The sequence below is a fragment of the Alicyclobacillus mali NBRC 102425 genome, assembly GCF_001570745.1.
Lineage (GTDB): Bacteria > Bacillota > Bacilli > Alicyclobacillales > Alicyclobacillaceae > Alicyclobacillus > Alicyclobacillus mali.
Genome location: NZ_BCSG01000001.1, coordinates 238,853 through 264,652 on the forward strand (window position 1 = coordinate 238,853; position 25,800 = coordinate 264,652).

Genomic DNA, 25,800 nt, shown 5'->3' on the forward strand with positions numbered 1-25,800 from the left:
GGAACCATGGCGCAGGTGAGTCTGCAACCTTCCGTCCGGCCGCGCCCGTCGGTTGCGAAGAAGACCGCGTACGCAGCCAACCAGATTGCCGTCAACATGCTGTGGCAGGCGTGCAACGCGGTGGCCGTGTATGACTATGTGGCCTATCACGGGGTGTCCGCGGTTCGGCTGTCGACCGGCCTCATCGTCTACGGGGTGCTGAACGCCCTTTTCAACCTCGTGGCGGGCCACGTGAGCGACCGCACCAAGACGCGCTTCGGCCGGCGCATTCCGTACGTCGCCGTGGCATCCATCCCGTACGCCGTGTGCTTCGCGCTCCTGTTCTCCCCGCCTCGCCTGACGCAAGCCGGCCTCGTCGTGTACTTTCTCGCTATGACATTCCTGTTCGATCTCGCCTTCACGTTCGCCGCCCTCAACGCGAACGCGCTCTACCCAGAGATGTACGCCGATCCGCGCGATCGCGCCTACGTGTCGGCACTTCAACAGGTCTTTGGCATCGTCGGGCTCATCGCAGGCGTCGCGCTGTCGAAGTCGCTCGGTCAGTCCCTCGGCTGGTCCCGCATGGCGTGGATCTTCGCCGCGGTGGCCATCGCCTCCATGTACGTGTCGCTCTGGGGCAGCTTTGAAACCGGCGATCCCGTCGAGCCGTTTCGCTGGCGAGAGGCGCTCTGGGAAACATTCCGCAATCGAGCGTTCCTCTGGTACGTCGTGGCGAGTTTCCTCGTCCAGTTCACCACCACGCTCTTTACCACCGCGTCCTCGTTCTACACGTCCTACGTGGTACGGCTGAGCCCGTTGCAGAACTCGCTCTTTCTCGGCGGCATCTTCGTCGTCGCGATGCCCGTCGCATTTGTGTGGGCTCGCGCGGCCATCCGGTATGGCGCTTCCCGCTCGGCCATGGTCGCCATCGCCCTGTACGCGTGCATCGAGGCGCTCCTGCTCGTCGATCGTTCGCCCGCTTCCGTGCTCGCAACCGGACTCTTGCTCGGCGTCCCCGTCGCTGGTTTCATGGTCCTCTTGAACATGCTTCTGGCCGAGGTGATCGATCTCGACGCGCGCCGCACAGGCCGGCGCCGCGAAGGGATGTACCTGGGCGTAAACGGATGCATCGTGCGCCTCGGCTTGTCCCTTCAGTACGCCGTGATGGCCATCTTCTTCGCCGTCTCGGGCTACCGGGCGGGCGCGAGCGTCGAACCGCCAAGTGCTGTGGAGGGCTTCCGCCTGTTGCTCGGCCTCGTCCCGGCGCTATTTCTCGCGGGCGCCTTTCTGTGCATGCGGGTATACGATCGAATGCGATCCCTGTGATCAGGTGGCGTTGAACGGTCGTAGGCCGTTGCGAAGAAGCCCCATACCTGCCGCGTTTGGGGCTGGCTTCGCACCTGTAAAACCCGTACAATGAGTGGAAATTGGGTCGAGGATCGCGCCCTTTTGCGCGGGTGCCCTTCCGTTTCGTCCATTCCTTCGGCTCTCTTGGCGCGTACCGTACAACAAACGCGGCAAGGGAGGGATGGATGATGGCGGACCTGCGCGGTGTCGCGCGAAACTATATCGGCCGGCCTGTCGTCGTGCACACGCACAACGGCGTACACCGCGGCGTGCTCCATCACGTGGACGATCGCGGCATGTATCTGCGCGTGTATCGGCCGGGCGCGCGCTTCACGGCCTTCGACGGAGAAGCTGATATTCGCACATTGGATCAAGCGCCGCAATCGCTCGACGCGGAGACGGCGTGGTGGCTTTGGCCGCTCATTTTCATTCCATGGGCTGTGGCTTTGGCACTTGCACCTTGGTGGTGGGGAGCCTGGTGGTGAGGGGCAACCCCCCCACCGCAGGCTCGAAAGGGGGACAAGCCGTGGCAAAAGTGGTGTTGATCACGTCAGGCGCAAAGGGGCTCGGCTACAGCACGGTGCTCACGCTTGCGAAATGCGGCTGGGACGTGGCGTTTACATACGGAAAGAGCCAACAGGAAGCGGTGTCGCTCGCGAGCCGCGTGGAGGCCACGGGTCAACGCGCGCTTCCCATTCACTGCGACCTGTTCAGCCGCGACTCGATTCAGAGTGCCGTGTCCGCTGCCAAGGGCGCGCTCGGCGGGATCGACGCGGTGGTGCACAACTTCGGGCCGTTCGTTTTTGAGCGCAGGCCGCTCGCGGACTACGACGACGACATGTGGCGCCAGATGATGGACGGGAACCTGACGAATTTCTTCTGGCTGTACCGAGCGACGGTGCACGACATGCGCGCGCGGCGGTTTGGCCGCTTCGTCACCATCGGATACGACGGCGCGGGCGAGGCGCGCGGGTGGCGTTATCGGGCCGCGTACGCGGCGGCGAAATCTGGACTGGCTGCCCTCACACGTTCCATTGCGCGCGAGGAGCGCATGTACGGCATCACGGCCAACATGGTCTGCCCGGGGGACATTCGCGGCGAGGATAAGATGCGGATGATTGAAGACGTGAAAGATGTGCGCACGGAAGAAGGATTGCGGCCGCCGGTCGGAGAAGACGTAGCCCGCGCGGTGGAGTGGTTCTTGCGGGAAGAAGGTCAGGAAGTCAATGGAACTGTGCTCGAGGTCACCGGCGCCCGCGAAATCTTGGCGAAGGACTCCCTCCCGCGCAGGCCAGAGCCCTAGGATTTGGGCTCATCGTCGGCGCCATGACGCTGTTTCAACGAGCGCCTGAGCCCATCCGAAAGGCGCCAGGTGAGGTATGCGGCGAAACAGGCCGCCGCGATGAGATACGCCATGCTGTCGCGCATCCAAAGTCCTCCTCCCATCGGGAACGGGTACGCATCAGCACTTTACAGGTTTAGATTTACTCGCGTTTCTTATGCAACCCTTGCAGTCAAAGGGAACCGCCTAAGCCTTAGGCGGAAGGAGGAAGGTCGGTGGACGTTCAAACCGTCGGAGTCATCGGGGCGGGCTTCATCGGCCGCGGCGTCGCGATGGCGGCCGCGTTGGGCGGTATGCGGGTGCATCTGTATGACGCTGACGAAGAGGTCCTCGAGCGCTCGCTTCTTCACATGGGACAGCGGTTGGCCGCACGCTCGCGCCACTACGGGCTGACGCCGGGCGAGATGGAGGAGGTCCTTCGGCGCATCCGCACGGTCCCTCGGCTCGAGTCCGCCTGCGCGGCCGACCTCGTCATTGAAGCGATTCCGGAGGACCTCCAGGCCAAGTTGGCCGTGTGGCGCGACATTGATGGGTTCGCCCCAGGTAGGGCCGTGTTGGCCACCACCACATCGACGATTTCCATCACGGAACTTTCCGGCGCCACCTCCCGGCCGGAATGGTTCCTCGGACTTCATTTTCCCCAGCCGCCCACGTCGTCGCGCGTCGTCGAGGTGGTGCGCGGATATGTCACTTGCGAGGAGGCGCACGAGCTTGCGCTGCGATTCTGCAGGCGCGCAGGGCTCACGCCCATTCAGACCATTGATGTGCCGCCCTTTCTCGTGCAGCGCCTCCTCATTCCGTTCATTCATGAGGGCATTCGCGCGCTGCAGGAGGGCGTCGCCAGCGCGAGCGACATCGATGAAGCCATGCGGCTCGCGCTGCAGCACCCCGTGGGCCCCCTGCAGCTGGCGGATCGCATGGGGCTCGATCACGTCCTGGCCATCAGCGAGAAACTCGCGCGCGAGACCGGGGACAGCCGCTACCTTCCGCCGCGCCTTTTGCGCCAGATGGTGCGCGCGGGAAAGCTCGGGCGGAAGAGCGGCGAAGGGTTTTACGTCTACGATGAAGACGCGACGGCTCCTGCGAGCGCGGCAAGCGATTCAATGCGCGTGGAGCGAAGGCCTCTTGGATAGAGGTTGTTGAGGCGCCCCGGCGCTCGCTTGGCAAACCCCAGGTGAAATCCCTCATGGGCCACGGCGCAAAAGGGGGCTTCGAGATCGAGCCCGCCCGGCGCCGTGAGCGCCTCTCCGGCCAGGTACCGGATGGCGGCTTCTTCGTCGATCTCGACCGTGGCTCGGAACAAGCCCACAGGAAGCAGGCGCGATGCCGCGTGATGCGGGACGAACACCTGTCCCTTGCGCTCGGCGAGCGGTGGCCCTGGCCGCAGGACGCGGAGGGAGGGCACGGCGAGATCGCCAAGCGCGTCGGCGAACACGATGGTCTTGCGGACGGAGGTTCGCCGCCACGCGGGAGGCACCTCCGTCACAAGCGACGCCAGCCACCCATCCCATGCCTTGTCGGTTGATGGAGTCGCGGTTTTGGAGCGCCTGCGGGGCTTGTCGGCCACGGGTTCACACAGGCGCAAGCGCGCCACGAAGTGCCCCTCACCTCGCCCGAGGTGGGGCCAGAGGCGCTTGGCGAGCCGAACCTCCTCGCGATTTCCCGCCCAGTCGCTCCGTGCAGGGCGCCACTCGAACCAGTCCGGCAGCGGCTCCAACTCCACAGGATAGTGCTCGAGGAGCCACAGCACCACTTGTTCGTTTTCCAGCGGATTCAGCGTGCACGTCGAATACACCAGCCGCCCGCCCGGCTTGAGCATGATGAGCGCGTGGCGCAGAATGTCCTTTTGCAGCGCCTGGAACCGTTCAGGCGCATCGGGCCGCCATTCTGCGCGCACGGCAGGATCCTTGCGAAACATGCCTTCGCCGGAGCACGGTGCGTCCACCACGATGGCGTCGAACGCCTGCGGCCACGCCTCGGCGAGCGCATCGGGAGATTCGTTGGTGATGGCGCACGGCGCGCCGACGCGCTCGACGTTCTCGGCGAGGGCGAGGACGCGATCGCGGTGGATGTCGTTGGCGACGAGCTGTGCGCCGCCGCGCCGCGCCGCCAAAAGCGCCGCGTACGTCGTCTTGCCGCCGGGCGCAGCGCAAAGGTCGAGGATTCGCTCGCCCGGTTGAGGATCGAGCGCGACCGCGACGGCCATCGCGGATGGATCCTGAAGGTAAAAGGATCCAGCTTGATGGAGCACCGTGTAGCCGAGCGACGGGCCCGGGTTGAGGTAAAAGCCGTCCGATGCCCACGGGACGCCGTCGCCCAAGAACGGCGCGAGGCTTTGCGGCAGATCACCGTGCGGCCGCGCGACGGCCGCGTAGCGAAGCCCGCGCCAGGGCTTGTCGGAGAGGGCAGCGATCAGATCTCGAGCTTCGGAGCCCAGCCAATGCTCCATCTGCTGCACGAAGGCGGTCGGAATGTCGGGTGGATTGCGCATCGGTTGAACCTCCTCGCTTGTCCGCGCGCAACTCGAACGTTAGAATGCCAAAGGGGTGAGATTCTCCATGTTGAACCAGCCTTCAAAGACGCTCGTGACCGTGCCGAATCCGCATCCGGATCGCCGATACACGGTGGAGATGGAGACGCAGGAATTCACGACGCTGTGCCCCATGACGGGCCAGCCTGATTTCGCCACCATTTACATCCAGTATGAGCCGGATCAGAAGTTGGTGGAGCTCAAGTCGCTGAAGCTGTACCTGTGGAGCTACCGAAACGAGGCGAGCTACCACGAGGACTGCGTGAACCGCATTCTGAACGACTTCGTGGCCGCCGCAGAGCCGCACTACGCAAAGGTTGTGGGCGACTTCACCATTCGCGGCGGGATTCACACCAAGGTGACCGTAGAATACCGCAAATGAATCAAAAACGCGATGTCGCCCGGGCGGTTGCGCCTTTCGCACGCAAGGAACCTCTCGCATACCATGAATCGAATGCGAGGGGATTCGCGTGGCCAATCATCAACAAGCACTGTGGCTCGGCATTGCCACCACGGCCGTACCGCGACAAGGCCGCGGCGCGCGCCCTGGCGCCCATTACCGGCGCATCGCGCGTGCGGCCAGGCGGCACGGCCTTCGGGTATGTCTGTTTGATCCCGGCCGACAGGCGGACTGGTCGCGCCTCTCGGCCTTCGCTCCTGTCGATCCCGACCGGCCGGACGGGGACTGGGAACCCGTCTCGCTGCGATTTCCCGACGTCGTGTACGAAAACGTGTATGTGCATCTCGCAGTCAAGGGCTACAGCGCGCCGCTCAGGGCGGAGGCGCATCGCCGAGGCGTGCCGCTCTTCAACCCGATGCTGCCCGGAAAGTGGCAGATGATTCGCTTCTTGCAGCGGGCCCAGTTGGACCACCTTGCGCCTGAGACGGAGGCGTTGACCACTGCCGAGGCGCTGTGGCGAGCGCTCGAGCGCTGGCGAACCGTCTACGTCAAGCCGAGCGGTGGCTACGGCGGCGTCAACGTGCACCGCCTGGAACTCCTTGGCAGAGATCGCGTGCGGGCTCGGGCGGATCGCCGCTTTGGCCGCGTGCGGAACTGGGAGCGGGTGATGGACCGGCCGCACCTCGCCACCTTTGTGCGCTCGCTCCGAGGCAGGTATCTGGTGCAGCGGGGGCTTCGCCTCCTGCGTGTAGGCGGGCGCAAGGTCGACTTTCGCGTGGTGTTGCACCGGGACCACCAGGGTGAATGGCAGCTCATTGGCGTCGTGCCGAAGCTCGCCGCGCCGGACGGCGTGGTGACCAACATCATCGCGGGCGGAGAGCGGTGGACGCTTGAACGGCTTGTATCCGCGGCCAAGCGGGAAGGCAAGGAAGTACCCGTGGAGTCACTCGTCCGCGCGGCCCAAACGATTGCCGAAGCGCTGTCCCGCCGGTATCCGACGCTCGGTCTCGTCGGCTTCGACATGGCCGTCGAGGAGGACGGAAGCGTCCGGATGATTGAGATGAACCCCAAACCCGCTCGTTCGCTTCTGGATCGGCCGATGCTGGAAAAGCTGGCCGCCTGCCAGGCGGGCTTTGCTCGCTGGCTGACACGGCGCTGAAACTCATGTGGAAACGCCCACCTCCCTCCCGAAGGCAGCGTGATACAATCGGGCCAGGAGGTGTGCTCATGGAATCATCCATCTCGACCTGGGTGCGGGAAGCCGTCGATCGAGTTCGGGTTATCGACATGCACACGCACCTGTTTCCGCCCTCGTTCTCCTCGCTCTGGCGCTCCGGCGCCGATCACGTCCTGACCTATCACTACCTGATCGCGGAAGCCATCCGCGCGGGCGGCCGCTCACCGGAGTGGTTCTACGGACTGCCCCTTCGGGAACAGGCGGCGTGGGTGTACGAGCAGATCTTTGCCCGCACGAGTCCCCTGTCCGAGGCGGCGATGGGCGTGGTGGCCATCGCCCAGGCGTTCGGCGTGGATCTGAAACAGGGCGGGATCGAAGGGCTTCGGGAAGCGCTGCAGCACGAGCCGAGCGAGCCATACGCCGAACGCGTGTTTCAACTCGCGGGCGTGGATCAGGTGGTCATGACGAACGATCCACTCGATCCCGCCGAACGCGCGCACTGGCTGAAGGGAGACCCGGTTCATCCGCGCTTTCTCGCCGCGCTGCGCCTGGATCCCTTTCTCGGGGACTGGGGCGCCCTTCGGACTTGTCTCGCCGCCGCGGGCGTCTCGGTGTCTCCGGCCGCGGACGCGCCCGATCTCGCCGAGGTGCGCCGCTTTCTCAAGGACTGGATTGGCCGAATGCGGCCTGTTTACCTGGCATTCTCGGCGCCGCCCGAGTTCACCTACCCGAGCAAAGAGGCCTCCGGCCGCGTGCTCGACGCGTGCATCCTGCCGGCTTGTCGCTCGAATGGCCTGCCCCTTGCGCTCATGATAGGGGTGCGCAGGCGGGTGAACCCGAGGCTCAGGGAGGCAGGTGACGCCAGCGGGCGGGCCAACCTCGCAGCAGTCGAGCGCCTCGCCGCCTCGAACCCCGATGTGCGCTTCCTCGTCACGGTGTTGTCGCGCGAGGACCAGCACGAGCTGGTCGTGTTGGCCCGCAAGTTTGCGAACGTGATCCCGTTCGGCTGCTGGTGGTTCGTGAACACGGACACGCTGACGCGCGAGATTTCCGCGCTGCGCCTGGAACTCCTGGGCCCCACGTTCGTCCTGCAGCACTCGGATGCGCGTGTCTTGGAACACCTGGTGTACAAGTGGAAGAACGCCCGCGCGCTCGCAGTGGATGTATTGGTACACAAGTATACGAAATTGGCCGAGGAAGGGTGGCGCGTGACGCGCGACGAGATCGAACGCGTGGTCGAAAGGTTGTTCCGCGGCAACTTCCTCGATGTGGTGAGGTCTGTGTAAGGCGCCGGTGCCAAGGCCAGGTGCGGCTCTCGCGAGGGCCGCGCCGAGGCCTGGAATGCGCCTGGACATCGCGGCGCGGAGCCGCGGAACGCCGCCTTCTTTGGTCTAGCGCGCCTACTCGCGCTTCTGTTAGAATGAAAACGCTTACTCGTTCTGGATGCACCACGGCGCGTCGCGTCTTGGTCGAATGGGAGTGAGGTTCATGCGTTCAAACAAGGTGTACGAGTCGGCGGAAGCGGCGGTCGCGGACATAGCGAGCGGCGCCACGCTGCTCGTCGGCGGCTTCGGATTGTGCGGCATTCCCATGGCGCTCATTGAGGCCCTGCGGGATCGGGGCGTGTCCGATCTCGTCTGCGTCAGCAACAACTGCGGCGTGGACGATTGGGGGCTTGGCATCTTGCTTCAGACGCGGCAGATCCGCAAGATGGTCTCTTCGTACGTCGGGGAGAACAAGACGTTCGAGCGCCAGTTTTTGAGCGGCGAGCTCGAGGTGGAACTGGTTCCGCAGGGGACGCTCGCCGAGCGCATTCGCGCCGGCGGCGCGGGCATCCCGGCGTTCTACACGGCCACCGGCGTTGGGACCACCGTCGCCGAGGGCAAGGAGGTACGGGCGTTCGACGGGCGAGAGTACGTGCTGGAACGGGCCATCACGGGAGATTTTGCGCTCATCAAGGGCTGGAAGGCCGACAAGCTCGGCAACGTCATCTATCACGAGACGGAGCGCAACTTCAACCCGGTCATGGCGACGGCCGCGAAGGTCACCATCGTCGAGGTGGAGGAACTTGTGGAGCCCGGCGAGCTCGACCCAAATTTCATTCACACTCCAAGCATCTACGTCAACCGAATTGTGGTGAATCCGAACCCCATCAAGCGAATTGAGCGGCGGACTGTCCGGCCGCGTCCTCAGGCATGACGCTGTGAAAGGAAAGGTGATGGTGGATGCCGCTCACGCGCGATCAAATCGTCCGGCGGGCCGTCCAGGAAATTCGCGACGGCGACTACGTCAACCTCGGCATCGGCATGCCGACCCTCGCGGCCAACTACCTCGATCCCAGCCGCGGGGTGATGCTTCACTCCGAAAACGGGCTAATCGGCATCGGCCCCTATCCGTACGACGGCGAGGAAGATCCGGATCTCATCAACGCAGGCAAGGAGACGGTCACCGCCGTGCCGGGCGCGGCGTTCGTGGACAGCGCGGAGTCGTTCGCCATGGTGCGCGGCGGCCACATCGACATTGCCATCCTCGGCGCCATGGAGGTCTCCGAGTTTGGCGATCTCGCCAACTGGATGATCCCTGGCAAGATGGTCAAGGGCATGGGTGGCGCGATGGATCTCGTCCACGGCGCGAGGCGCGTCGTGGTCACGATGGAGCACGTGAACAAGGACGGCCAGCCGAAAATCCTGAAGACCTGCCGTCTGCCGCTCACGGGCCGGAGGGTGGTGCACCGAATCATCACGGACTACGCCGTGATGGACGTGACGGAGCAAGGGCTTGTCCTGCGCGAGGTGGCGCCCGGCCACACCGTGGAAGAGGTGCAGCGCATCACCGAACCCGAACTCCGCATTCCGCCCGAGGGCGCTCGAGTGATGGACGTCGAGTGACAACTGGCTACATCAGGAGGGATGGCATGTGCAAGACGTGGTGATTGCAGGGGCGGTGCGGACGCCCATCGGAACGTTCCAGGGCAGTCTCTCGCCGCTTTCCGCGCCGGATCTCGGTGCGGCCGTCATCCGGGAGTCGCTGCGGCGCGCAGGGGTTGAGGCGAAAGCGGTGGACGAAGTCGTGATGGGCAACGTGCTCCAGGCGGGCCTTGGCCAGAATCCCGCGCGGCAAGCCGCGATGCGGGCGGGGATCCCCGAAGATATTCCGGCGACAACGGTGAACATGGTGTGCGGATCCGGCCTGAAGTCGGTCATGCTCGCGGCGCAGGCCGTCCGCGCCGGGGACGCGGGCGTCCTGGTGGCGGGCGGCATGGAGTCGATGTCGAATGCGCCGTATTTGCTGCCCGGGGCGCGCGAGGGGTATCGCATGGGCCACCGCGAAGTCGTCGACAGCATGATCCGGGACGGCCTGTGGTGCGCGTTTTGCGACATCCACATGGGCGTCACCGCCGAAAACGTGGCGAACCGCCACCGCATCAGCCGGGAGGATCAGGACCGTTTCGCGCTCAGGAGCCAGATGCGCGCCAAGGAAGCGATGGAGCAAGGCCGCTTCACAGAGGAGATTGTGCCCGTCTCCGTGCCGCGGCAGAAGGGTGATCCGACCTTGGTCGACCGCGACGAACATCCGCGCCCCGACACGACGTATGAGGCGTTGGCGAAACTACGGCCCGCGTTTCAGGCAGACGGCACCGTGACCGCCGGCAACAGCTCGGGCATCAACGACGGCGCGGCCGCCATGCTGGTACTCGGCCGGGATCGCGCCGAGGAGCTTGGCGTGAAACCGATGGCGCGCATTGTCAGCTACGCGAGCGTCGGTCTTGACCCGAGCGTGATGGGCCTCGGCCCCATCGAGGCGACGCGCCGGGCGCTCAACCGGGCCGGGCTTTCCGTGGACGACCTCGACCTCATCGAGGCGAACGAGGCGTTTGCGGCCCAGGCGCTCGCGGTGGCTCGCGAGCTGTCGTTCCCGGATGACAAGTTGAACGTGAACGGCGGCGCCATCGCGCTCGGTCATCCCATCGGCGCGAGCGGAGCGCGCATCCTGGTCACGCTCCTGTACGAGCTCGAGCGCCGAGGCGGCCGTTTCGGCCTCGCCACGCTGTGCATCGGCGGCGGACAGGGCGTCGCCATGGTCGTGGAGCGCCTTTCGCATTGACGCACGGACGCGGCCATCACCTTTGAGGAGGGATCCTCGTGGCAGACGAAGTGTTGAGCATGATTGCGAGCGCAAGGCTCATCCCGCCACCGGAGGCCTACGCGGCCCGGTCGTATCTCTCGAGCTACGACGAGTACCGCGCGGGATATCAGGCGTCCATCGACGATCCGGCGGCATTCTGGGACGAGATCGCCGACGAGTTGGTCTGGCAGCAGCGCGGGAAGACGGTCATCGCGGGCGAGCTTCCCGACTTTCAGTTCTTTCCCGGCAGCTACATCAACGTCTGCGAGAACTGCGTGGATCGGCACGCGAAGCACCCGATGTACCGCAACAAGGTGGCGCTTTTCTTCGAAGGGGAGGACGGCGAGCGCCGCAGCGTCACCTACCTCCAGTTGCAGGACGCCGTGTCCCGGTTTGCGAACGCGCTCAAAGATCTCGGGCTGCGCCAGGGCGACGTGGTCTGCGTGTACATGCAGAACCTCATCGAGACCTACGTCGCGCTCTTGGCGTGTCTGCGCATCGGCGTGCTCTACAACACGGTGTTTGCGGGGTTCTCCGCCGAGGCGCTGCGCGAGCGGATTGTGCGGTGCGGCGCGAAGGCCGTCATCTGCGCCAACGGCAGCCTCAGGCGCGGCCGGGTGCTGCGGTTGAAGGAAACTGTCGACCGGGCGCTTGAAGGCGTCGAGACGGTGGAGCACGTCATCGTCTACCGGCGTCTGCCCGATCTCGACACGCCGATGACGCCCGGGCGCGATCTCGACTTTGAGTCGCTCGTCGAGGGCGCATCCCGGGACTGCCCTCCCGCCGTGCTGGAGGCGAACGAGCCCGCCTTCCTCATCTTCACGAGCGGGACCACCGGTCGCCCCAAAGGCATCGTTCACGCCGGCGGCGGATTTCTGCTCGGGACGTATGCGTACACGAAGTATCAGCTCGATCTGCGGCCCGAAGACGTGTACTGGAACACGGCGGACATCGGCTGGCTGACATCGCACATCTTCGTGTTGGTGGGCGGCCTCGCCTCGGGCACCACGACGCTTCTGTACGAGGGCGCGCTGGATTGGCCTAAACCCGGCAGGCTGTACGAGATGATTGAGCGCTACCGCGTGAACAAGCTGTTCTCGGCGCCCACCGCGTACCGCATGATGATGAAACACGGCGAGGACGTCGCGCGGCCCTACGATCTGTCGTCACTCGAGCTTTTGGTCTCGGTCGGCGAGCCGTTCAACCCGGAGGCGTGGCACTGGGTGCGGCGCGTCGTCGGCGGTGACGTCGCCGTCATCAACAACACCTGGGGTCAGACGGAGACGGGCGGGACGCCGCTCGCGCTGTTGCCCGGCGCGGTGCCGATGAAGCCCGGCTCGTGCGGCGTCCCGTTCTTTGGGCATGATCTCGCCGTGGTGGACGAACAGGGCCGAGAGGTGCCGGACGGTGTGCCTGGATACCTTGTCATCCGCCGTCCGTTCCCGTCGCTCGCGCGCGACGTGTACGGCGATCGGAGCCTCTACCTGAACGCGTACTTCTCGCGCATGCCAGGCCTTTACTTCACCGGCGACAGCGCGGTGCGGGATGCAGACGGCCACTTCTGGGTGCTCGGCCGGGTCGACGACGTGATCAACGTGTCGGGCCACCGCATCAGCACGATGGAAATGGAGAGTTCGCTCATCCAGCATCCGGCCGTGGTGGAGGCGGCGGTCGTGGGCGAGCCTGACGACTTGAAGGGACAGGTCCCGGTGGCGTTCGTGACCCTCGAGCGCGGGTGGGAACCAAAGAGCGACCTGGAGGAGGAACTGAAGGCGCGCGTCGTGGCGGACATCGGTTCGTTTGCGCGGCCGGCGCGCGTGTACTTCGTGGAGGCCATGCCCAAGACGCGGTCGGGCAAGATCCTGCGGCGAATGTTGCGCGAGATCCTGCAGACGGGCGAAGTGAAGGGAGACGTCACCGGCCTGGAGGACTGGGAGATCGTGGAACGTCTTCTGCACGATCTGCGCGAGCGCGCGCCGGGCGGTGAATGACCGAATCGATCGGAAAGGAATGGCGGCATCCCTAGCGATTGTGGCAAACTGTGCGTTTCAAAATTGATTGCAAGCGCTTGCTTATTCGGCTACAGTGAAAGGTGAGAGCGAAGGGAGAGGGACCGCGTGGACTTTGATCTCACCTCGGAACAAAAGATGATTCGGGATACGGTGCGCGAGTTTGCGGAGGCCGAGATCGCGCCGCACGCCGCGGAGTGGGATAAGACCGAGCACTTCCCCATCGAGGTGTTTCGCAAGATGGGCGAGCTCGGCTTCCTCGGCCTGCCCATCCCGGAGAAGTACGGCGGCGCGGGCGCCGACATGATCTCGTACTGCCTGGCCGTGGAGGAGATTGGTCGGGCGTGCGGCGGAACGGGGCTCAGCTACGAGGCACACGTGTCGCTCGCGTGCACGCCCATTCTGCTCTACGGGACGGAGGAGCAGAAGCAGCAGTACCTCGTCCCCATGGCGCGCGGCGAGGCGCTCGGTGCGTTTGGCCTGACGGAGCCTGGCGCCGGATCGGACGCCGGAGGGACGCGGACGACGGCTGTCCTGGAAGGCGACGAATGGGTCATCACCGGCAACAAGATCTTCAACACGAACGGCGGCTATGCGAAGTACGTCGTGCTCACCGCGGTGACGGATCCGGCGTCGCGCGGCATCAGCGCGTTCATCGTGCCGACGGATGCCGAGGGCTTCTCCGTAAGCAAGCCGTATGAGAAACTGGGCATGCGGGCGTCCAACACGGTGGAACTGATTCTCGATCACGTCCGCGTCCCGAAGGAGAACCTGCTCGGCCCGCTGAATGCCGGGTTCAAGCAGTTCCTCTCGACGCTGGACGGCGGGCGCGTCGCCATCGCGGCGCTGGCGGTCGGGATTGCGAGGGCGGCGTTCGAGACGGCGCTCGCGTACGCCAAGACGCGGGTGCAGTTCGGGCAGGCCATCAGCAAGTTCCAGGCGATTCAGCACAAGCTTGCCGACATGGCCATGCACATCGATCTCGCCCGGAACGCAGTGATGAAGGCGGCGTGGCTGAAGGATCAGGGCCGGCCGTACACGCTGGAGGCATCCTACGCCAAGCTGTTTGCGTCCGAGATGTGCTCGCGGACCTGCGAGCAGGCGATTCAGATCCTGGGTGGATACGGCTACATGTGCGAATACCCGGTGGAGCGCCACTATCGCGACGCGAAGCTGATTGAGATTGGCGAGGGCACGTCGGAGATTCAGCGTCTGGTCATCGCGCGCCAGTTGGGCTGTTAGGAGGGGGCGGCATGTTCGCCAAGGTGTTGATTGCCAACCGGGGCGAAATCGCAAGGCGCATCATTCGCACCTGCAGGCGCCTCGGCATCGCGACCGTCGCCGTCTATTCCGACGCGGACGAGAAAGCGCTTCACGTCCGCGAGGCCGACGAGGCCGTACGCATTGGAGAGGCGCCGGTGGCGAAGAGCTACCTGAACATCGAGGCCATCCTGCAGGCGGCCGAGCAGACTGGCGCCGAGGCCATTCACCCGGGCTACGGACTGCTGAGCGAAAACGCCGATTTTGCGCGAGCCGCGATGGAACGGGGCATCCGCTTCATCGGGCCTTCGCCCGAAGCCATTGCGGCCATGGGCAGCAAGGTGGCGGCGCGGGAGACGGTGAAACGCGCGGGAGCTCCCGTCGTGCCAGGGAGCGAGGGCGCGGTGGCGAGCGCCGACGAGGCTGCGCGCATTGCGGCCGAGATCGGCTATCCGGTGATGCTCAAGGCGTCGTACGGCGGCGGCGGCATTGGCATGCAGGTGGTGAACTCGGAGGAGGAGCTGCGCAAGGCGTTCGCGTCAAACTCCGCGCGCGCCAAGGCGTACTTCGGCAACGGCGAGATGTTTTTGGAGAAGCGCGTGCAAAGGCCGCGACACGTGGAGATCCAGGTCTTGTGCGACGGACAGGGCCACGGCGTCTATCTGTGGGAGCGCGAGTGCTCCATCCAGCGGCGCCACCAGAAGGTCGTCGAGGAGGCGCCGTCCCCGTTTGTCGACGAGGCGCTTCGGCGGAGGATGGGAGAGGCGGCGCTCGCCATCTGCCGGACCATCTGCTATGAGAATGCGGGCACGCTCGAATTTCTCGTCGATGAGGAGAAGCATTTTTATTTCCTCGAGATGAACACGCGCCTGCAGGTCGAACACCCCGTCACCGAGATGATCACCGGGCTCGATCTCGTCGAATGGCAGCTTCGCGTCGCCGCAGGCGAGCCGCTCGGGTTTGGTCAGGACGACATCCGCCGGGACGGCCACGCGATTGAGTGCCGGGTGTACGCCGAAGATCCCGAGAAGATGCTGCCGTCCCCGGGCACCATCGCGCGCATGGTGTTGCCCGAAGGCGAGGGCATCCGCAACGACGTGGGCGTGGAATCGGGCTCGGAGATCACGCCGTTTTACGATCCGATGATCGGCAAGCTCATCGCCCACGGCCGGGACCGGGCCGAGGCCATCGATCGCATGAAGCAGGCGCTTGACGCGTATGTCATGGAAGGCATCCGCTCGAACCTGCCGCTGCTTCGGACCGTCGTCGCCTCGGATCGGTTCGCCGCGGGGGACACCACGACCGACTTTTTGGAATCCTGGGGGAAGCGTTGAGGAGGGTGCGTCATGGCAACTGTGCAGGCAACGATGGCGGGCATCGTGCTCCGCGTGCTGGCTCAGCCGGGCCAACGCGTCGAGGCGGGGCAGGACGTCGTCGTGCTCGAGTCGATGAAGATGGAGATCCCCATTCCGGCCGAACAGGCCGGTGTGGTGGCCGAAGTGTTGGTGAACGAGGGCGACTTCGTCAACGAAGGGGACGATCTCGTCCGACTGGAAAGCTGACGCGGAAGAGGGCGATCGCATGGGAGAACGCGTGTGGCTGCGCGAGGTCGGGCCGCGTGACGGGCTGCAGAATGAGCCGGGCGTGATCGACACGGCGGTCAAGGTGGAGCTCGTGGAGCGGCTGATGGACGCAGGGCTTCGGTCCATCGAAGTCTCTTCGTTCGTGCATCCGAAGTGGATCCCGCAGCTGGCGGACGCTGGCGAGGTGTTCGCGCGGATTCGGCGCAGGCCCGGCGTGGAGCTGTCGGCGCTCGTGCCGAACGAGCGCGGGCTCGCAAGGGCGCTTGCGGCGAAGGTGGACGCGGTGCACGTGTTCATGTCGGCGAGTGAGTCGCACAACTTGAAGAACATCAACAAGACCATCGCGGAGACGTATCCCGTGCTGCGCCCCGTGATTGAAGGGGCCAAGGCGGAGGGGCTCGTGGTGCGTGGGTACGTGTCCACCGTTTTCGGCTGCCCGTACGAGGGGAAGGTGCCAGTGTCGCAGGTCCTCTCCGTGGTCGAGCGCCTGCTGGAGCTTGGCGTCGACGAGGTGGCGCTCGGCGACACCATCGGCGTGGCGGTACCCACGCAGGTGGCGGAGGTCGTGCGCGAGGTGGAGCGCATCGTGCCTCTGGATCGCGTTTCGCTCCACTTCCACGACACGCGCGGGATGGCCATCGCCAACCTCTACGCGGGCTTTGTCGCGGGGGTGCGGCGGTTTGACGGATCCATCGGGGGGCTCGGCGGTTGCCCATACGCGCCCGGCGCATCGGGAAACGTGGCCCTGGAAGACGTCCTCTATCTCCTTCACGGCATGGGCGCGGAGACGGGCATCGACGCCGAGCGGTATCTGGGCGTCGTCGCCTGGTTGGAGGGGAAGCTTGGGAGGCCGTTGGCGAGCCACGCGCGACAAGTCGCGAGAAGTGCATGTCAGACAACGTGAGGGAGGGTTGACGCCGTGGCGGACGAGCGGTTGGAACAGATGCGAGCGCGCGCGACAGCGGGCGGCGCGGCGAAGTATCACGAGAAAAATCGAGAGCAGGGCAAGCTGTTTGTCCGCGAACGACTCAGGCTGCTCCTGGACGACGGCCTGGAGGTGGAGGACGGCCTGTATGCGAACTGCGCGGCGGACGATCTGCCGGCGGATGGCGTGGTGACCGGCATCGGGCGCATCCACGGGCGGAAGGTCGCCATCATGGCCAACGACAGCACGGTCAAGGCGGGAAGCTGGGGCGCGCGGACGGTCGAGAAGATCGTCCGCATCCAGGAGACCGCGGAGAAGCTGCACATCCCGTTGATCTACCTCGTGGATTCGGCGGGCGCGCGGATCACGGACCAGGTCGAGATGTTTCCCGGCAGGCGAGGCGCAGGGCGAATCTTTTACAACGAAGTCCGCCTGAGCGGCCACATCCCGCAGATCTGCCTGCTTTTCGGCCCGTCTGCCGCCGGCGGCGCGTACATTCCCGCCTTCTGCGATCTCGTCATCATGGTCGAAGGCAACGCGAGTATGTACCTGGGCTCGCCGCGCATGGCGGAGATGGTCATCGGGGAAAAGGTGACGCTCGAAGAGATGGGCGGTGCGCGCATGCACTGCACCGTGAGCGGGTGTGGCGACGTGCTCGTGCAAGACGAGCCGAGCGCCATCGAGGCCTGCAGGCGGTACCTGCGCTACATGCCGGATTCGTACCTCGGGTGTCCACCCATGGAGGACCCGCGCGATCCGGCCCCCGCAACGCGAAGCGCGTCGGAGATTGTGCCGAAGAACCCGAACGTGCCGTTCAACATGTACGACCTCATTGATCGGCTGATCGACGAGGGCTCGTGGTTCGAAGTCAAGGCGCTGTTCGCGCAGGAGATCATCACGGGGCTCGCGCGCATCGGGGGGCGGCCGGTCGGCATCATCGCGAATCAGCCGCGCGTCAAGGGTGGCGTGCTGTTCGTCGACTCCGCGGACAAAGCGGCGCGCTTCATTGCGCTGTGCGACGCCTTCCATATCCCCCTCCTCTTCCTGGCGGACGTGCCCGGGTTCATGATTGGGACGAAGGTGGAGCGCCAGGGCATCATTCGCCACGGGGCCAAGCTCATCGCCGCGATGTCGGAGGCCACCGTGCCGAAGATCTCCGTCATCGTGCGCAAGGCGTACGGCGCGGGGCTGTACGCGATGGCGGGGCCTGCGTTTGAGCCGGACGTCTGCATCGCGCTGCCCACCGCCGAGATCGCCGTCATGGGGCCGGAGGCGGCCGTGAACGCGGTCTACGCCAACAAGATTGCGGAACTGGAGGAGCCCGAGCGGTCCGCGTTTGTGAAGGAGAAGCGTGAGGAGTACCGGCGCGACATCGACATTTACCGCCTGGCGTCCGAACTCGTGGTGGACCACATCGTGGACGCGGATGAACTCCGGGACGAACTCATCCGCCGATTTGCGATGTACGAAGGGAAATCGGTCGCGTTCGGGCACCGGAAGCATCCGGTGTATCCGGTTTGAGAGGGGAGACGGCCGTGGAACAGCCGATTGTGTGGCACAGGGGAGACGACGGGATCGCGGAGCTCGTCCTGAATCGGCCGGATGCGATGAACGCGCTCAATTACGCGCTGCTCCGCGCGCTGGAAGATGCCGTACGCGAAATCGCGGACGACCGCGGCGTGCGTGCCGTGATCGTGCGCGGGGAAGGCAAGGGGTTCTGCGCGGGCGCGGACCTGAAGGAGCGGCGCGGCTTGGGGCCCGACGAGGTGCGGCGCAACGTGAGCCTGACGCGCGAGGCGTTCGATCGCGTCGCGCGCCTGCCGCAGCCGACCATCGCGGTCCTGCACGGATTTGCGTTCGGAGGCGGGCTGGAGCTTGCGCTGGCGTGCGACTTCCGCATCGGCACCCGCGATCTTCGGCTTGGGCTGACGGAGACGTCGCTCGCCATCGTGCCCGGGGCGGGCGGGACGCAGCGGCTGGCTCGCCTCATCGGGCCGACGTGGGCCAAGTGGATGATCTTCACGGCGGCGCGCATCGACGCGGAGCGCGCGCAAGAGCTCGGCCTCCTGTTCGAGGTGGCGGATACGCGCGAGGCCGCGATGGACGCCGCGCGATCGCTGGCCCGTGCCATCGCCCAAAACGGGCCGGTCGCGGTGCGTCAGGCGAAGTGGGCCATCGATCGCGGCCTGGACGTCGATCTGGCGACGGGGCTTGCCATCGAGGATGCGGCATACGAGGGCGTTCTGCCGACGGCGGATCGGCTGGAGGCGCTTGCCGCGTTCGCGGAAAAGCGCAAGCCACAATTCCGCGGAGAATAGGCGGCGTGGGCGCCGGACTATCGCATTGCGCAACGCGCGAGATGGACTGCCCGGCGCCCTGAGGTGGAACCCGGCTCACCGTTCAGAGCACGATGGCCTTAGGAATCGGAATGTTCGACCGTGACGCGTGGCTCATCCCCCGTCAGAAACCGATACCAGCGATGGCGGAAGCGGACCTGCGGCGCATCGGCCGGCACGTGCGCCTCCATCCGAAGCGCTTCAGGGATGGGTCTTGGGTGTTGGCTTTCGACCACGCGCTGGTCCTCGCGCAGCACGCGCAGGCTGTAGCGCCGAAATAGGGCGTCCATGCCAGGGACGGATCGCGCGAAGGTGCGGCCAGCGTAGCCGAGGATGCGCGTGGTCCCCTCGTCGACGGGTGTGAAGGTCACGAAGTTGAGAAAGCCGCCCCTTCCTTCGGAAGGGCGCAGGACCCACATCTGCGGAAACCAATATTCCAGCACGCCGCCGCCGTTGCGAATGAGGATGCGATCACCGCCGTCCGTTTCAAACGACAGGCGTGGGATGGCGGCCGGCGTGCGGCGCCCGATGGTTTTGCGATGAACGAATGCCAGGTGGGCGACGTCGAGCACGCTCTCCACGACGCGGGTGAGGTGTGCCTGCCACATATCTTCATACGGCACCAGTCGATAGGACCCGTCCGTGAGTTCCGAGAACACGCGCAGCTCCGGCGGACGCGCTTCGCCGCCGAGGTAGACCCAGGTCATGCCGGCTAACTCGCACGTGGCATAGGCGCGCGTGTGGGCGAAGTCTGGAATGGGTCGATCCGGATGCGCGGGTATTTGGATGCAGCGGCCGTCGCCGCAGAACTGCCATCCGTGGTAGGCACACGCGAGGTGCGCGCCTTCCACGCGGCCGAGCGCGAGATCCGCGCCCCGGTGCGTGCAGTAGCGGCTGAGGGCGTGAACACGCCCTGATGCATCGCGAAACAGGACGAGATCGCGCCCGGCGACGCGCGCGGCAAGCGGCCTGCGGCGCGTGATCTGGGCGGAGAAACAGACCGCGTACCACGTGGCGGGGAATACGCCATCTTCGCTCGGAGCCGGATTTTTGCGGTCTGCCATCGGACAGCGCCTCCACTTCTCCATCAAAGCGTATGATATAAATTATATATACCAGTCGGTTTATTATGCAAGGTCTTTCAAACCACGGAGGAGCACCGGTCGCATCCTCCATGGCGCAAGGCGCCCCATATGACAGCAGGCGGCCCACAATCGGCCGCCTGCTTCTCGAAAGTCGGGTCACTGGCCCGAGTTTCCCTGCGCGAGAGCGTTATTCGTGATGTTCGCCATATTCTGCAGGGTGACTTGTGGCGTCTGACGACCCGCAAGCATGTTGCCAATCTGCGTGGTCATCTCCTGCTCCGCGGAGTAGAGCGACGCGAGTCGGGGGGAGAAGTAGGCGTACTTCAGCTCGTTGGGAGCGACCCCCTGATTCGGGTGCGTCTTGATGTAGCTCGTCCACGCCGGGTTGGTGAGCACGCTCTGGCGGACCGGGAGATAGCCCGTCTGTTCCGCCCACTCGATGGTCGATGGCACAGAAATGAGGAAGTTCAGGTACTTGGCCGCCGCGGCCTTTTGTGCCGGTGTTGCCGCATTGAAAATGACCAGATTCAGACCAGCCGTGGGGACGGCGTACGTCGCGCCTTTTGGCAGCGGCGCAACTTTCCAATGAATGTTCGGATTGTTGATGAACGACATCGCAGCCACGGTATCGAGATCCATCGCGTACTCGTTCGTGTTGAAGCCGTCGGACAGGTATTCGTTAGCGCCGATGACCTTCGCCGCGTGTTCATCCACCAGGCGTTTCATGAAATCGAGTGCTGCGAGACCCGCTGAGCTGTTGAAGGCCGCCTTGGTGTTCGAAGCGTTGAGGATCTGGCCTCCTGCCTGTTTTAAAAGCATCTCAAAGGTGTAGTAGTTGCCCTGCAGGCCGAGGCCCGGAATGCCTTCTTTCTTTTGAATCTTGATGGCATCCTGTTCAAGCTGGTTCCAAGTTGTTGGCGGTGAAGAAATCCCGGCTTTCTTCAAGTCGTCCACGTTGTAGTACAGGACGTAGGCAGATTTGTTGAAGGGTACGGACATCAACTTGCCGTTGTACGACGAGTCCTGTCGCCAAATCGGGATCAGGTCGTTCTGCGTGGACTTGGGAATGACGGAGTCCAAGGGCTCAATCAGCCCATTCTGCACGTAGTTCGTCTCCCACGTCTCTTCAACCTGGGCGACCGTCGGCTCAGTGTTGGAGGCGATGGCGGCCGTCAACTTCTGCTCCAATGTGCTATACGAGCCATTGAAGATGAGCTGGACATGGACATTCGGATTCTGCTTCTCAAACTCGTTCGTCAACTTCTGGAGCTCAGAGCCGAGTTTGCCAGGCATAGATTCCTCAAAGGTGATGGTCACGGGCTGCGCGGTACTTGCGGCTTGTCCAGAGGAATTGGCGGACTTCGTCATGGGGACCCCGCCTCCACCCCCTGTCTCCTCGTCGCCGCAGCCGGTGGCCATCAAGGTGCACATCACCACCGCAGTCGCTGTCGCCATAAGAGTCCTTCTTTTGTGATTCACATGACCTCTCCTTTCGATGAACAAAAATTTTATCTAATGCCGCTGCGCGCGATGCCTTCCACAAAGTACCGCTGTCCCACGAGGAACACGATGGCGAGCGGAACCATGCAAAAAGTCGCAGCGGCCATTAGCTGGTTGTACTCGGTCCCTACGTCCGACGTGAAGTTCATCAGACCCACGGGTACCGTGTCCAAGGACTGGGAATTTGATACCACAACCACCCAGAGAAACGAGTTCCAACTGCCAATGAACTTGATCAGCCCTGCCGTAATCCAGACGGGCTTCGTGAGCGGCATGACGATTTGAAAGAGTGTGCGCACGGGATGCAGCCCGTCCAACTCGGCGGCTTCGAAAATCTCACTCGGCATGGAGAGAAAGAATTGTCGCATGAGAAAAATGGTGAACACACTCACCAGCCACGGAACGATGATGCCCTGATAAGTGCTCACCCAATGGAGCTTGGCCACCGTGATGTAATTCGGAATGAGCAACAGTTCTCCGGGCACCATGAGCGTCGCCAGGAGCGCGAGGAACAGCGTTCGCTTGCCGACAAATTCAAGTCGTGCAAACGCGTACGCAGCCATTGCGCCAAAGGTCAGGTCAAACGCGGTTTCCACGCCCGAAATGAGCAGGCTGTTCAAAAAGTAGCGGCCGAAGGGCGCCGACTTCCACGCGGTCGAGTAATTGCTCCATTCGAACGGGTGAGGCCACAGGGAAGGCGTCGCCGAGAGCACTTCGCCGGCCGGTTTGAGCGATGTCGATATCATCCAGATGAACGGCCCAAGGACGAACAGCGTGACCACAAGAAGGGCTGCATAAACGAGTAGCTTTCGCATGCTTGCTCCTCCGTCAGGACTCGTAGTGGACGCGTCGCTGCAACGTCATCTGCAGGAGCGTGCACGCGAGGATGATGACAAACAGAATGTAGGCAGATGCGCTTGCGTAGCCCATCCGATAATCGCTGAAGCCTTCGGTAAACATGTAATACAGCATGGTTAGACCGCTGTCGTTGGGGCCGTCAGTCGCGCCATAGAGGACGTATACAGGTAGGAACACCTTGAAGGCCTCTATGGTGCTCATCAGAAGAACGAAGAAGGTCGTAGGGGAGAGAAGTGGCCATGTGACGTGACGGAAGAGGCGCCAGCCATGCGCGCCGTCGACGCGTGCGGCTTCATAGTACTCACGGCTGATGTTCTGCAGGCCTGCGAGAAAGAGGACCGATACATAGCCCAAGCTCTGCCATACGCTCAGCGTCACCAGGCAGATCATCGTGTCCTGGGGCGTGTTCAGCCAGTCTGGACCTTGGATACCGATTTGACGCAGGAGGTCGTTTAACAAACCGAATTGGCCGTTGAAGATCCACTGCCATATGATTCCGGTCGCTGCGATGGACGTCACGTAGGGAAGGAAGATGGCGGTTCTGAAAAACGCCCTGAAGCGAATTCTGGCGTTCAGCAGGAGCGCCACGGCCAATCCCAAGGCCATCACAATAGGCACATACAGGATCACAAACAGAAGCGTATTGATCACCGCGCGGTGAAACAGTGGGTCCTCAAAAATCTGGAGGTAGTTTTGCAAGCCCACGAACTGCTTGTGGGGGCTGATCATGTCCCAGTGAAAAAAACTGATTACAAAGGATTCAAGGATTGGATACAGGGTGAATACAGCCACGAGGATCAGCGTTGGAACGAGCATCATGTACGCCGTGAAGGTTCTTCGTGCCTTCAGTGTCATCGCGTAATCCCTCTCAAATGAAGCATGTCATGCCTCAGCTTCCACTCCACCGACATTGTCATCGCATCCATCGGACAGATCAAGTGAAGATTGAGTAAAGGGAACTTCACATAAATTCAAAATCGAAGTATGTTCTCAGCTCCTTTCATGTGGTATTCTGTAATGCTCGGCTGCGACCGAGCCTGCATAAGGGAGCGATGAGTGTGGACAAGTCAACGCGCATCACGTTTTTCGGGGGAACGCGCACCATCGGTGGAACCATCTGCCGTGTGAAGACGGCCTCCGCCCAAATCGTGTTCGACATGGGGCACGTGGTTCGCCCAGCATCGCCGATGTTTTCTGGTTCCTTGCGCCCGCGCTCGACGGCCGATCTTCGAGCGGTCGGCATTCTTCCGGATATTCCTGAGCTTTATCAAATCGAGCGACAGGAGAATCTATCGATCTGCATAAGCCATAATCACTTGGATCATACCGCTCTTTTGCCGTATATGGCAAATGAAATCTCGGTATTTTCGACGAAAGAGACCTGTAAAATCTTGAAGCTTATCTCGGAAGCCGAGATTGAAGACCAACCGCCTCTCCGAGTGACGGGCGTCGAAGTCGAGACGTGGCAACGAGTCGGCGATTTGCAATTTCAGTTCGTCCCTGTCGATCACGACACGCCAGGTGCGGCTGCTATCTTCATCACCGCGCCAGATCTGCGGCTCGTGTACAGTGGGGACCTGAGGTTTCACGGATGGCGGCCCGAGATTTCACGCGCGTTTGTCGAGAAGGCGCGCTTGTTCGAGCCAGACGTGCTGCTGGTGGAGGGAACGCGGGCCGGAGACGAGGCGCGCCCGCAAGTGACGGAGCAAGAACTTGTGCAATTGATTGTGGATGCGATATCGAGTGAGGCGCGCATGGTGTACTTCAACGCGTACCCGCGCCATCCCGAGCGCGTTCTCGCGTTTGCCCGCGCCGCCCAAGCGGCGGGACGCACGCCCGTGTTCGAGGCGCGGACGCTCTACGTGGCCTCCCAATTCGCGAATGGATTGCCTGAGGGCGTGCGCGTGTGGGCGGACGATGACCTGCCGGATCCCGTCCGGCAATGGGTCGAAGCCGCGCATCTTCCGCTCGTTCGCGCGGTGGACGTGCGAACGGCGCCGAGCGGGTTCGCGGCAGAACTCGCGTACGACAAGCTGTGGCGCCTGATCGATCTCGGCCTCGCCGCAAACGGCCTGTACATCCACTCCAACGGCGCCCCCCTTGGCCCGTTCGATCCGGCCTGGGACAATCTCCAGCGGTGGCTGGCTCACTTCGGGGTGAGCTTCCGATCGATAGGTACGAGCGGCCACGCGGCGCTCGGCGAGATCGAACAGGTTGTCGCAGACATCCGCCCACGCGTCTATCTGCCGATCCACTCGTTTCATCCGGAGCGCGTGGTGGCGCACGGTATCCCGCGCGTTTTGCCGGACGAGCGCGTGGACTACACGCTGTCCGATCTGCTGGCAGCCGCGTCCATGGCAACCCGCGCGTAAACGGCAGGCCAGGCAGTCCGACTCGCCTGGCCCATCACGCCGCGCGCAATTTTCGTCTTGCGAAAAGAAAGGCTGCGCTCGCCAGCACCTGCGCGGCCAAGATCATGCCGATCACGCCGCGCCAGCCCATGTCCGTCCAGAACAAGCCACCCAAGGAACCGATAACGCTTGAGCCTACATAATAGCAGAAAAGATATAAAGCTGAAGCTTGGGCTCGTTGTGCGCCGCCCAGGCTGCCGACGCTCGATGAGGCGGTGGAATGCGCCCCAAAGAAGCCAAATGTGAAAATCACCATCCCGAGGACAATCGCGGCGAGATCTCGCGCGCAGGTGACGATCGCGCCTGCCGCCATGATGGCGATGTTCAGCGGCAGCACGCGATGGCGCCCGATTCGATCCGCCAGGTTCCCCATGAATGATGAGCTGAACGTGCCCGCAAGATAGGCGAAGAAGAGAAGGCCGATGACCGAAGTGGACAGATGGTACGGCGCGCGAGCGAGACGAAACCCCATGTAGGTGTAAAGAGAAACGAAGCCGCCCATCAACAGGCCACCAACGAGATACAGCGCATCAAGTTCCGGTCGCTTGACCGCGTGCCCAAAGCGGGACAGGATGTCTGAGACGCCATTCCTTCTTGGAACAAAGTGTCGCGATGCCGGCAGCGACCACGCAACATAGGCGCTGAGGATCAAACTGACACCGCCAAACATCATCATGCCGATGCGCCACGAGGTATGATCGGACGCGACGCCAATGAGGACGCGCCCCAACAGTCCTCCGAGCGTGTTTCCGCTGATGTAGAGGCCCATGGCGAAGCCGAGGCTTGCGCTGTCCATTTCCTCGCTGAGATACGTCATGGCGACGGCGGGCAGCCCAGCCAGCGCAAATCCTTCCAGGGCGCGGGCGGCGACGAGGGTCCAAAACGTCGGCATCAGGCCCACCGCGAATTGGAGGACAGAAGAGGGAGCCCTTT

At 63.7% G+C, this 25,800-nt stretch carries 25 protein-coding genes; 18 read left to right on the forward strand and 7 right to left on the reverse strand.

Annotation, left to right across the window (positions count from 1 at the left end; translation table 11 throughout):
* Window positions 1–6 precede the first annotated feature (6 nt).
* From AMA01_RS01135 to AMA01_RS01145, 3 genes are all read left to right on the forward strand, one after another.
* The gene (locus AMA01_RS01135) at window positions 7–1,305 is read left to right on the forward strand and encodes an MFS transporter (RefSeq protein ID WP_067846001.1); all 1,299 of its coding nucleotides are present in this window, start codon (window positions 7–9) and stop codon (window positions 1,303–1,305) included.
* 209 nt (window positions 1,306–1,514) lie between these two features.
* Window positions 1,515–1,811 carry a hypothetical protein gene (locus AMA01_RS01140; RefSeq protein ID WP_230088118.1) on the forward strand — a complete coding sequence of 99 codons (297 nt, stop codon included), beginning with the start codon at window positions 1,515–1,517 and terminating at the stop codon, window positions 1,809–1,811.
* 41 nt (window positions 1,812–1,852) lie between these two features.
* Window positions 1,853–2,629 (forward strand): SDR family oxidoreductase, encoded by a 777-nt coding sequence (locus tag AMA01_RS01145; RefSeq protein ID WP_067846007.1) that lies wholly within the window; start codon window positions 1,853–1,855, stop codon window positions 2,627–2,629.
* Here AMA01_RS01145 and AMA01_RS14180 read toward each other — a convergent pair.
* The gene (locus AMA01_RS14180) at window positions 2,626–2,754 is read right to left on the reverse strand and encodes a hypothetical protein (RefSeq protein ID WP_268251760.1); all 129 of its coding nucleotides are present in this window, start codon (window positions 2,752–2,754) and stop codon (window positions 2,626–2,628) included. The two genes, AMA01_RS01145 and AMA01_RS14180, sit on opposite strands and share 4 nt — an antisense overlap.
* A gap of 129 nt (window positions 2,755–2,883) precedes the next feature.
* On the opposite strand from AMA01_RS14180, the gene AMA01_RS01150 reads away from it, so the two are divergent.
* Window positions 2,884–3,801 (forward strand): 3-hydroxyacyl-CoA dehydrogenase family protein, encoded by a 918-nt coding sequence (locus tag AMA01_RS01150; protein ID WP_082743852.1) that lies wholly within the window; start codon window positions 2,884–2,886, stop codon window positions 3,799–3,801.
* Here the strand turns inward: AMA01_RS01150 and AMA01_RS01155 are convergent.
* Window positions 3,726–5,159, reverse strand: a complete 1,434-nt coding sequence (locus AMA01_RS01155; RefSeq protein ID WP_067846010.1) for a methyltransferase RsmF C-terminal domain-like protein — start codon at window positions 5,157–5,159, stop codon at window positions 3,726–3,728. The two genes, AMA01_RS01150 and AMA01_RS01155, sit on opposite strands and share 76 nt — an antisense overlap.
* Before the next feature lie 67 nt (window positions 5,160–5,226).
* On the opposite strand from AMA01_RS01155, the gene queF reads away from it, so the two are divergent.
* The 13 genes from queF (at window position 5,227) to AMA01_RS01220 (ending at window position 18,995) form a co-directional block, all read left to right on the forward strand.
* Window positions 5,227–5,580 (forward strand): preQ(1) synthase, encoded by a 354-nt coding sequence (queF, locus tag AMA01_RS01160; protein WP_008341475.1) that lies wholly within the window; start codon window positions 5,227–5,229, stop codon window positions 5,578–5,580.
* An 88-nt stretch (window positions 5,581–5,668) separates the two neighbouring features.
* Complete coding sequence (locus tag AMA01_RS01165; RefSeq protein WP_067846013.1) at window positions 5,669–6,757, forward strand: YheC/YheD family endospore coat-associated protein; 1,089 nt, start codon at window positions 5,669–5,671, stop codon at window positions 6,755–6,757.
* Window positions 6,758–6,825: 68 nt separating this feature from the next.
* On the forward strand, window positions 6,826–8,061 hold the full coding sequence (locus AMA01_RS01170; RefSeq protein ID WP_067846016.1) for a hypothetical protein: 1,236 nt from the start codon (window positions 6,826–6,828) through the stop codon (window positions 8,059–8,061).
* 202 nt (window positions 8,062–8,263) lie between these two features.
* Window positions 8,264–8,974, forward strand: coding sequence for a CoA transferase subunit A (locus tag AMA01_RS01175; protein WP_067846019.1), 711 nt, complete (start codon window positions 8,264–8,266; stop codon window positions 8,972–8,974).
* 26 nt (window positions 8,975–9,000) lie between these two features.
* Window positions 9,001–9,663: a CoA transferase subunit B gene (locus tag AMA01_RS01180; protein WP_067846022.1), complete on the forward strand. Its 663-nt coding sequence runs from the start codon at window positions 9,001–9,003 to the stop codon at window positions 9,661–9,663.
* A gap of 28 nt (window positions 9,664–9,691) precedes the next feature.
* Window positions 9,692–10,879 (forward strand): acetyl-CoA C-acetyltransferase, encoded by a 1,188-nt coding sequence (locus AMA01_RS01185; RefSeq protein ID WP_067846026.1) that lies wholly within the window; start codon window positions 9,692–9,694, stop codon window positions 10,877–10,879.
* 38 nt (window positions 10,880–10,917) lie between these two features.
* A complete protein-coding gene (gene acs / locus AMA01_RS01190; RefSeq protein ID WP_082743854.1) occupies window positions 10,918–12,891 on the forward strand; it encodes an acetate--CoA ligase in 1,974 nt (657 codons plus the stop codon).
* A gap of 126 nt (window positions 12,892–13,017) precedes the next feature.
* Window positions 13,018–14,151, forward strand: a complete 1,134-nt coding sequence (locus AMA01_RS01195) for an acyl-CoA dehydrogenase family protein (RefSeq protein ID WP_067846029.1) — start codon at window positions 13,018–13,020, stop codon at window positions 14,149–14,151.
* 11 nt (window positions 14,152–14,162) lie between these two features.
* Window positions 14,163–15,503 carry an acetyl-CoA carboxylase biotin carboxylase subunit gene (locus tag AMA01_RS01200; RefSeq protein WP_067846032.1) on the forward strand — a complete coding sequence of 447 codons (1,341 nt, stop codon included), beginning with the start codon at window positions 14,163–14,165 and terminating at the stop codon, window positions 15,501–15,503.
* Window positions 15,504–15,515: 12 nt separating this feature from the next.
* Entirely contained in the window at window positions 15,516–15,731 is a 216-nt protein-coding gene (locus AMA01_RS01205; RefSeq protein ID WP_067846035.1) for an acetyl-CoA carboxylase biotin carboxyl carrier protein subunit, read from the forward strand.
* Between the two features lie 19 nt (window positions 15,732–15,750).
* Window positions 15,751–16,656 carry a hydroxymethylglutaryl-CoA lyase gene (locus AMA01_RS01210; RefSeq protein WP_067846039.1) on the forward strand — a complete coding sequence of 302 codons (906 nt, stop codon included), beginning with the start codon at window positions 15,751–15,753 and terminating at the stop codon, window positions 16,654–16,656.
* Between the two features lie 39 nt (window positions 16,657–16,695).
* Window positions 16,696–18,198, forward strand: a complete 1,503-nt coding sequence (locus AMA01_RS01215; protein ID WP_067846145.1) for an acyl-CoA carboxylase subunit beta — start codon at window positions 16,696–16,698, stop codon at window positions 18,196–18,198.
* A gap of 14 nt (window positions 18,199–18,212) precedes the next feature.
* On the forward strand, window positions 18,213–18,995 hold the full coding sequence (locus tag AMA01_RS01220) for an enoyl-CoA hydratase-related protein (protein WP_067846042.1): 783 nt from the start codon (window positions 18,213–18,215) through the stop codon (window positions 18,993–18,995).
* Between the two features lie 98 nt (window positions 18,996–19,093).
* On the opposite strand, the gene AMA01_RS01225 is transcribed toward AMA01_RS01220, so the two are convergent.
* The 4 genes from AMA01_RS01225 to AMA01_RS01240 all read right to left on the reverse strand — a co-directional run bounded on the left by AMA01_RS01225 (window position 19,094) and on the right by AMA01_RS01240 (window position 23,311).
* Complete coding sequence (locus tag AMA01_RS01225) at window positions 19,094–20,077, reverse strand: aromatic ring-hydroxylating oxygenase subunit alpha (protein ID WP_067846044.1); 984 nt, start codon at window positions 20,075–20,077, stop codon at window positions 19,094–19,096.
* A 177-nt stretch (window positions 20,078–20,254) separates the two neighbouring features.
* Window positions 20,255–21,553 carry an ABC transporter substrate-binding protein gene (locus tag AMA01_RS01230; RefSeq protein ID WP_231862764.1) on the reverse strand — a complete coding sequence of 433 codons (1,299 nt, stop codon included), beginning with the start codon at window positions 21,551–21,553 and terminating at the stop codon, window positions 20,255–20,257.
* A gap of 53 nt (window positions 21,554–21,606) precedes the next feature.
* Window positions 21,607–22,413: a carbohydrate ABC transporter permease gene (locus AMA01_RS01235; RefSeq protein ID WP_067846049.1), complete on the reverse strand. Its 807-nt coding sequence runs from the start codon at window positions 22,411–22,413 to the stop codon at window positions 21,607–21,609.
* 13 nt (window positions 22,414–22,426) lie between these two features.
* A complete protein-coding gene (locus AMA01_RS01240) occupies window positions 22,427–23,311 on the reverse strand; it encodes a carbohydrate ABC transporter permease (RefSeq protein ID WP_067846052.1) in 885 nt (294 codons plus the stop codon).
* Window positions 23,312–23,508: 197 nt separating this feature from the next.
* On the opposite strand from AMA01_RS01240, the gene AMA01_RS01245 reads away from it, so the two are divergent.
* Window positions 23,509–24,828 carry an MBL fold metallo-hydrolase gene (locus AMA01_RS01245; RefSeq protein ID WP_067846055.1) on the forward strand — a complete coding sequence of 440 codons (1,320 nt, stop codon included), beginning with the start codon at window positions 23,509–23,511 and terminating at the stop codon, window positions 24,826–24,828.
* Between the two features lie 34 nt (window positions 24,829–24,862).
* Here AMA01_RS01245 and AMA01_RS01250 read toward each other — a convergent pair.
* Window positions 24,863–25,800 (reverse strand): MFS transporter (locus AMA01_RS01250; protein WP_067846148.1); only part of this gene is annotated, 938 nt, incomplete at its 5' end.

Bases quoted from the DNA above. Each gene is read 5' to 3' on its own strand.
- AMA01_RS01135 (WP_067846001.1), top strand. From the start codon at position 7: ATGGCGCAGGTGAGTCTGCAACCTTCCGTCCGGCCGCGCCCGTCGGTT.
- queF (WP_008341475.1), top strand. From the start codon at position 5,227: ATGTTGAACCAGCCTTCAAAGACGCTCGTGACCGTGCCGAATCCGCAT.
- AMA01_RS01175 (WP_067846019.1), top strand. From the start codon at position 8,264: ATGCGTTCAAACAAGGTGTACGAGTCGGCGGAAGCGGCGGTCGCGGAC.
- AMA01_RS01200 (WP_067846032.1), top strand. From the start codon at position 14,163: ATGTTCGCCAAGGTGTTGATTGCCAACCGGGGCGAAATCGCAAGGCGC.
- AMA01_RS01235 (WP_067846049.1), bottom strand. From the start codon at position 22,413: ATGCGAAAGCTACTCGTTTATGCAGCCCTTCTTGTGGTCACGCTGTTC.
- AMA01_RS01210 (WP_067846039.1), top strand. From the start codon at position 15,751: ATGGGAGAACGCGTGTGGCTGCGCGAGGTCGGGCCGCGTGACGGGCTG.
- AMA01_RS01205 (WP_067846035.1), top strand. From the start codon at position 15,516: ATGGCAACTGTGCAGGCAACGATGGCGGGCATCGTGCTCCGCGTGCTG.
- AMA01_RS01240 (WP_067846052.1), bottom strand. From the start codon at position 23,311: ATGACACTGAAGGCACGAAGAACCTTCACGGCGTACATGATGCTCGTT.
- AMA01_RS01155 (WP_067846010.1), bottom strand. From the start codon at position 5,159: ATGCGCAATCCACCCGACATTCCGACCGCCTTCGTGCAGCAGATGGAG.
- AMA01_RS01245 (WP_067846055.1), top strand. From the start codon at position 23,509: ATGAGTGTGGACAAGTCAACGCGCATCACGTTTTTCGGGGGAACGCGC.
- AMA01_RS01215 (WP_067846145.1), top strand. From the start codon at position 16,696: ATGCGAGCGCGCGCGACAGCGGGCGGCGCGGCGAAGTATCACGAGAAA.
- AMA01_RS01140 (WP_230088118.1), top strand. From the start codon at position 1,515: ATGGCGGACCTGCGCGGTGTCGCGCGAAACTATATCGGCCGGCCTGTC.
- AMA01_RS01230 (WP_231862764.1), bottom strand. From the start codon at position 21,553: ATGGCGACAGCGACTGCGGTGGTGATGTGCACCTTGATGGCCACCGGC.
- AMA01_RS01180 (WP_067846022.1), top strand. From the start codon at position 9,001: ATGCCGCTCACGCGCGATCAAATCGTCCGGCGGGCCGTCCAGGAAATT.
- AMA01_RS01225 (WP_067846044.1), bottom strand. From the start codon at position 20,077: ATGGCAGACCGCAAAAATCCGGCTCCGAGCGAAGATGGCGTATTCCCC.
- AMA01_RS01170 (WP_067846016.1), top strand. From the start codon at position 6,826: ATGGAATCATCCATCTCGACCTGGGTGCGGGAAGCCGTCGATCGAGTT.
- AMA01_RS14180 (WP_268251760.1), bottom strand. From the start codon at position 2,754: ATGCGCGACAGCATGGCGTATCTCATCGCGGCGGCCTGTTTCGCCGCA.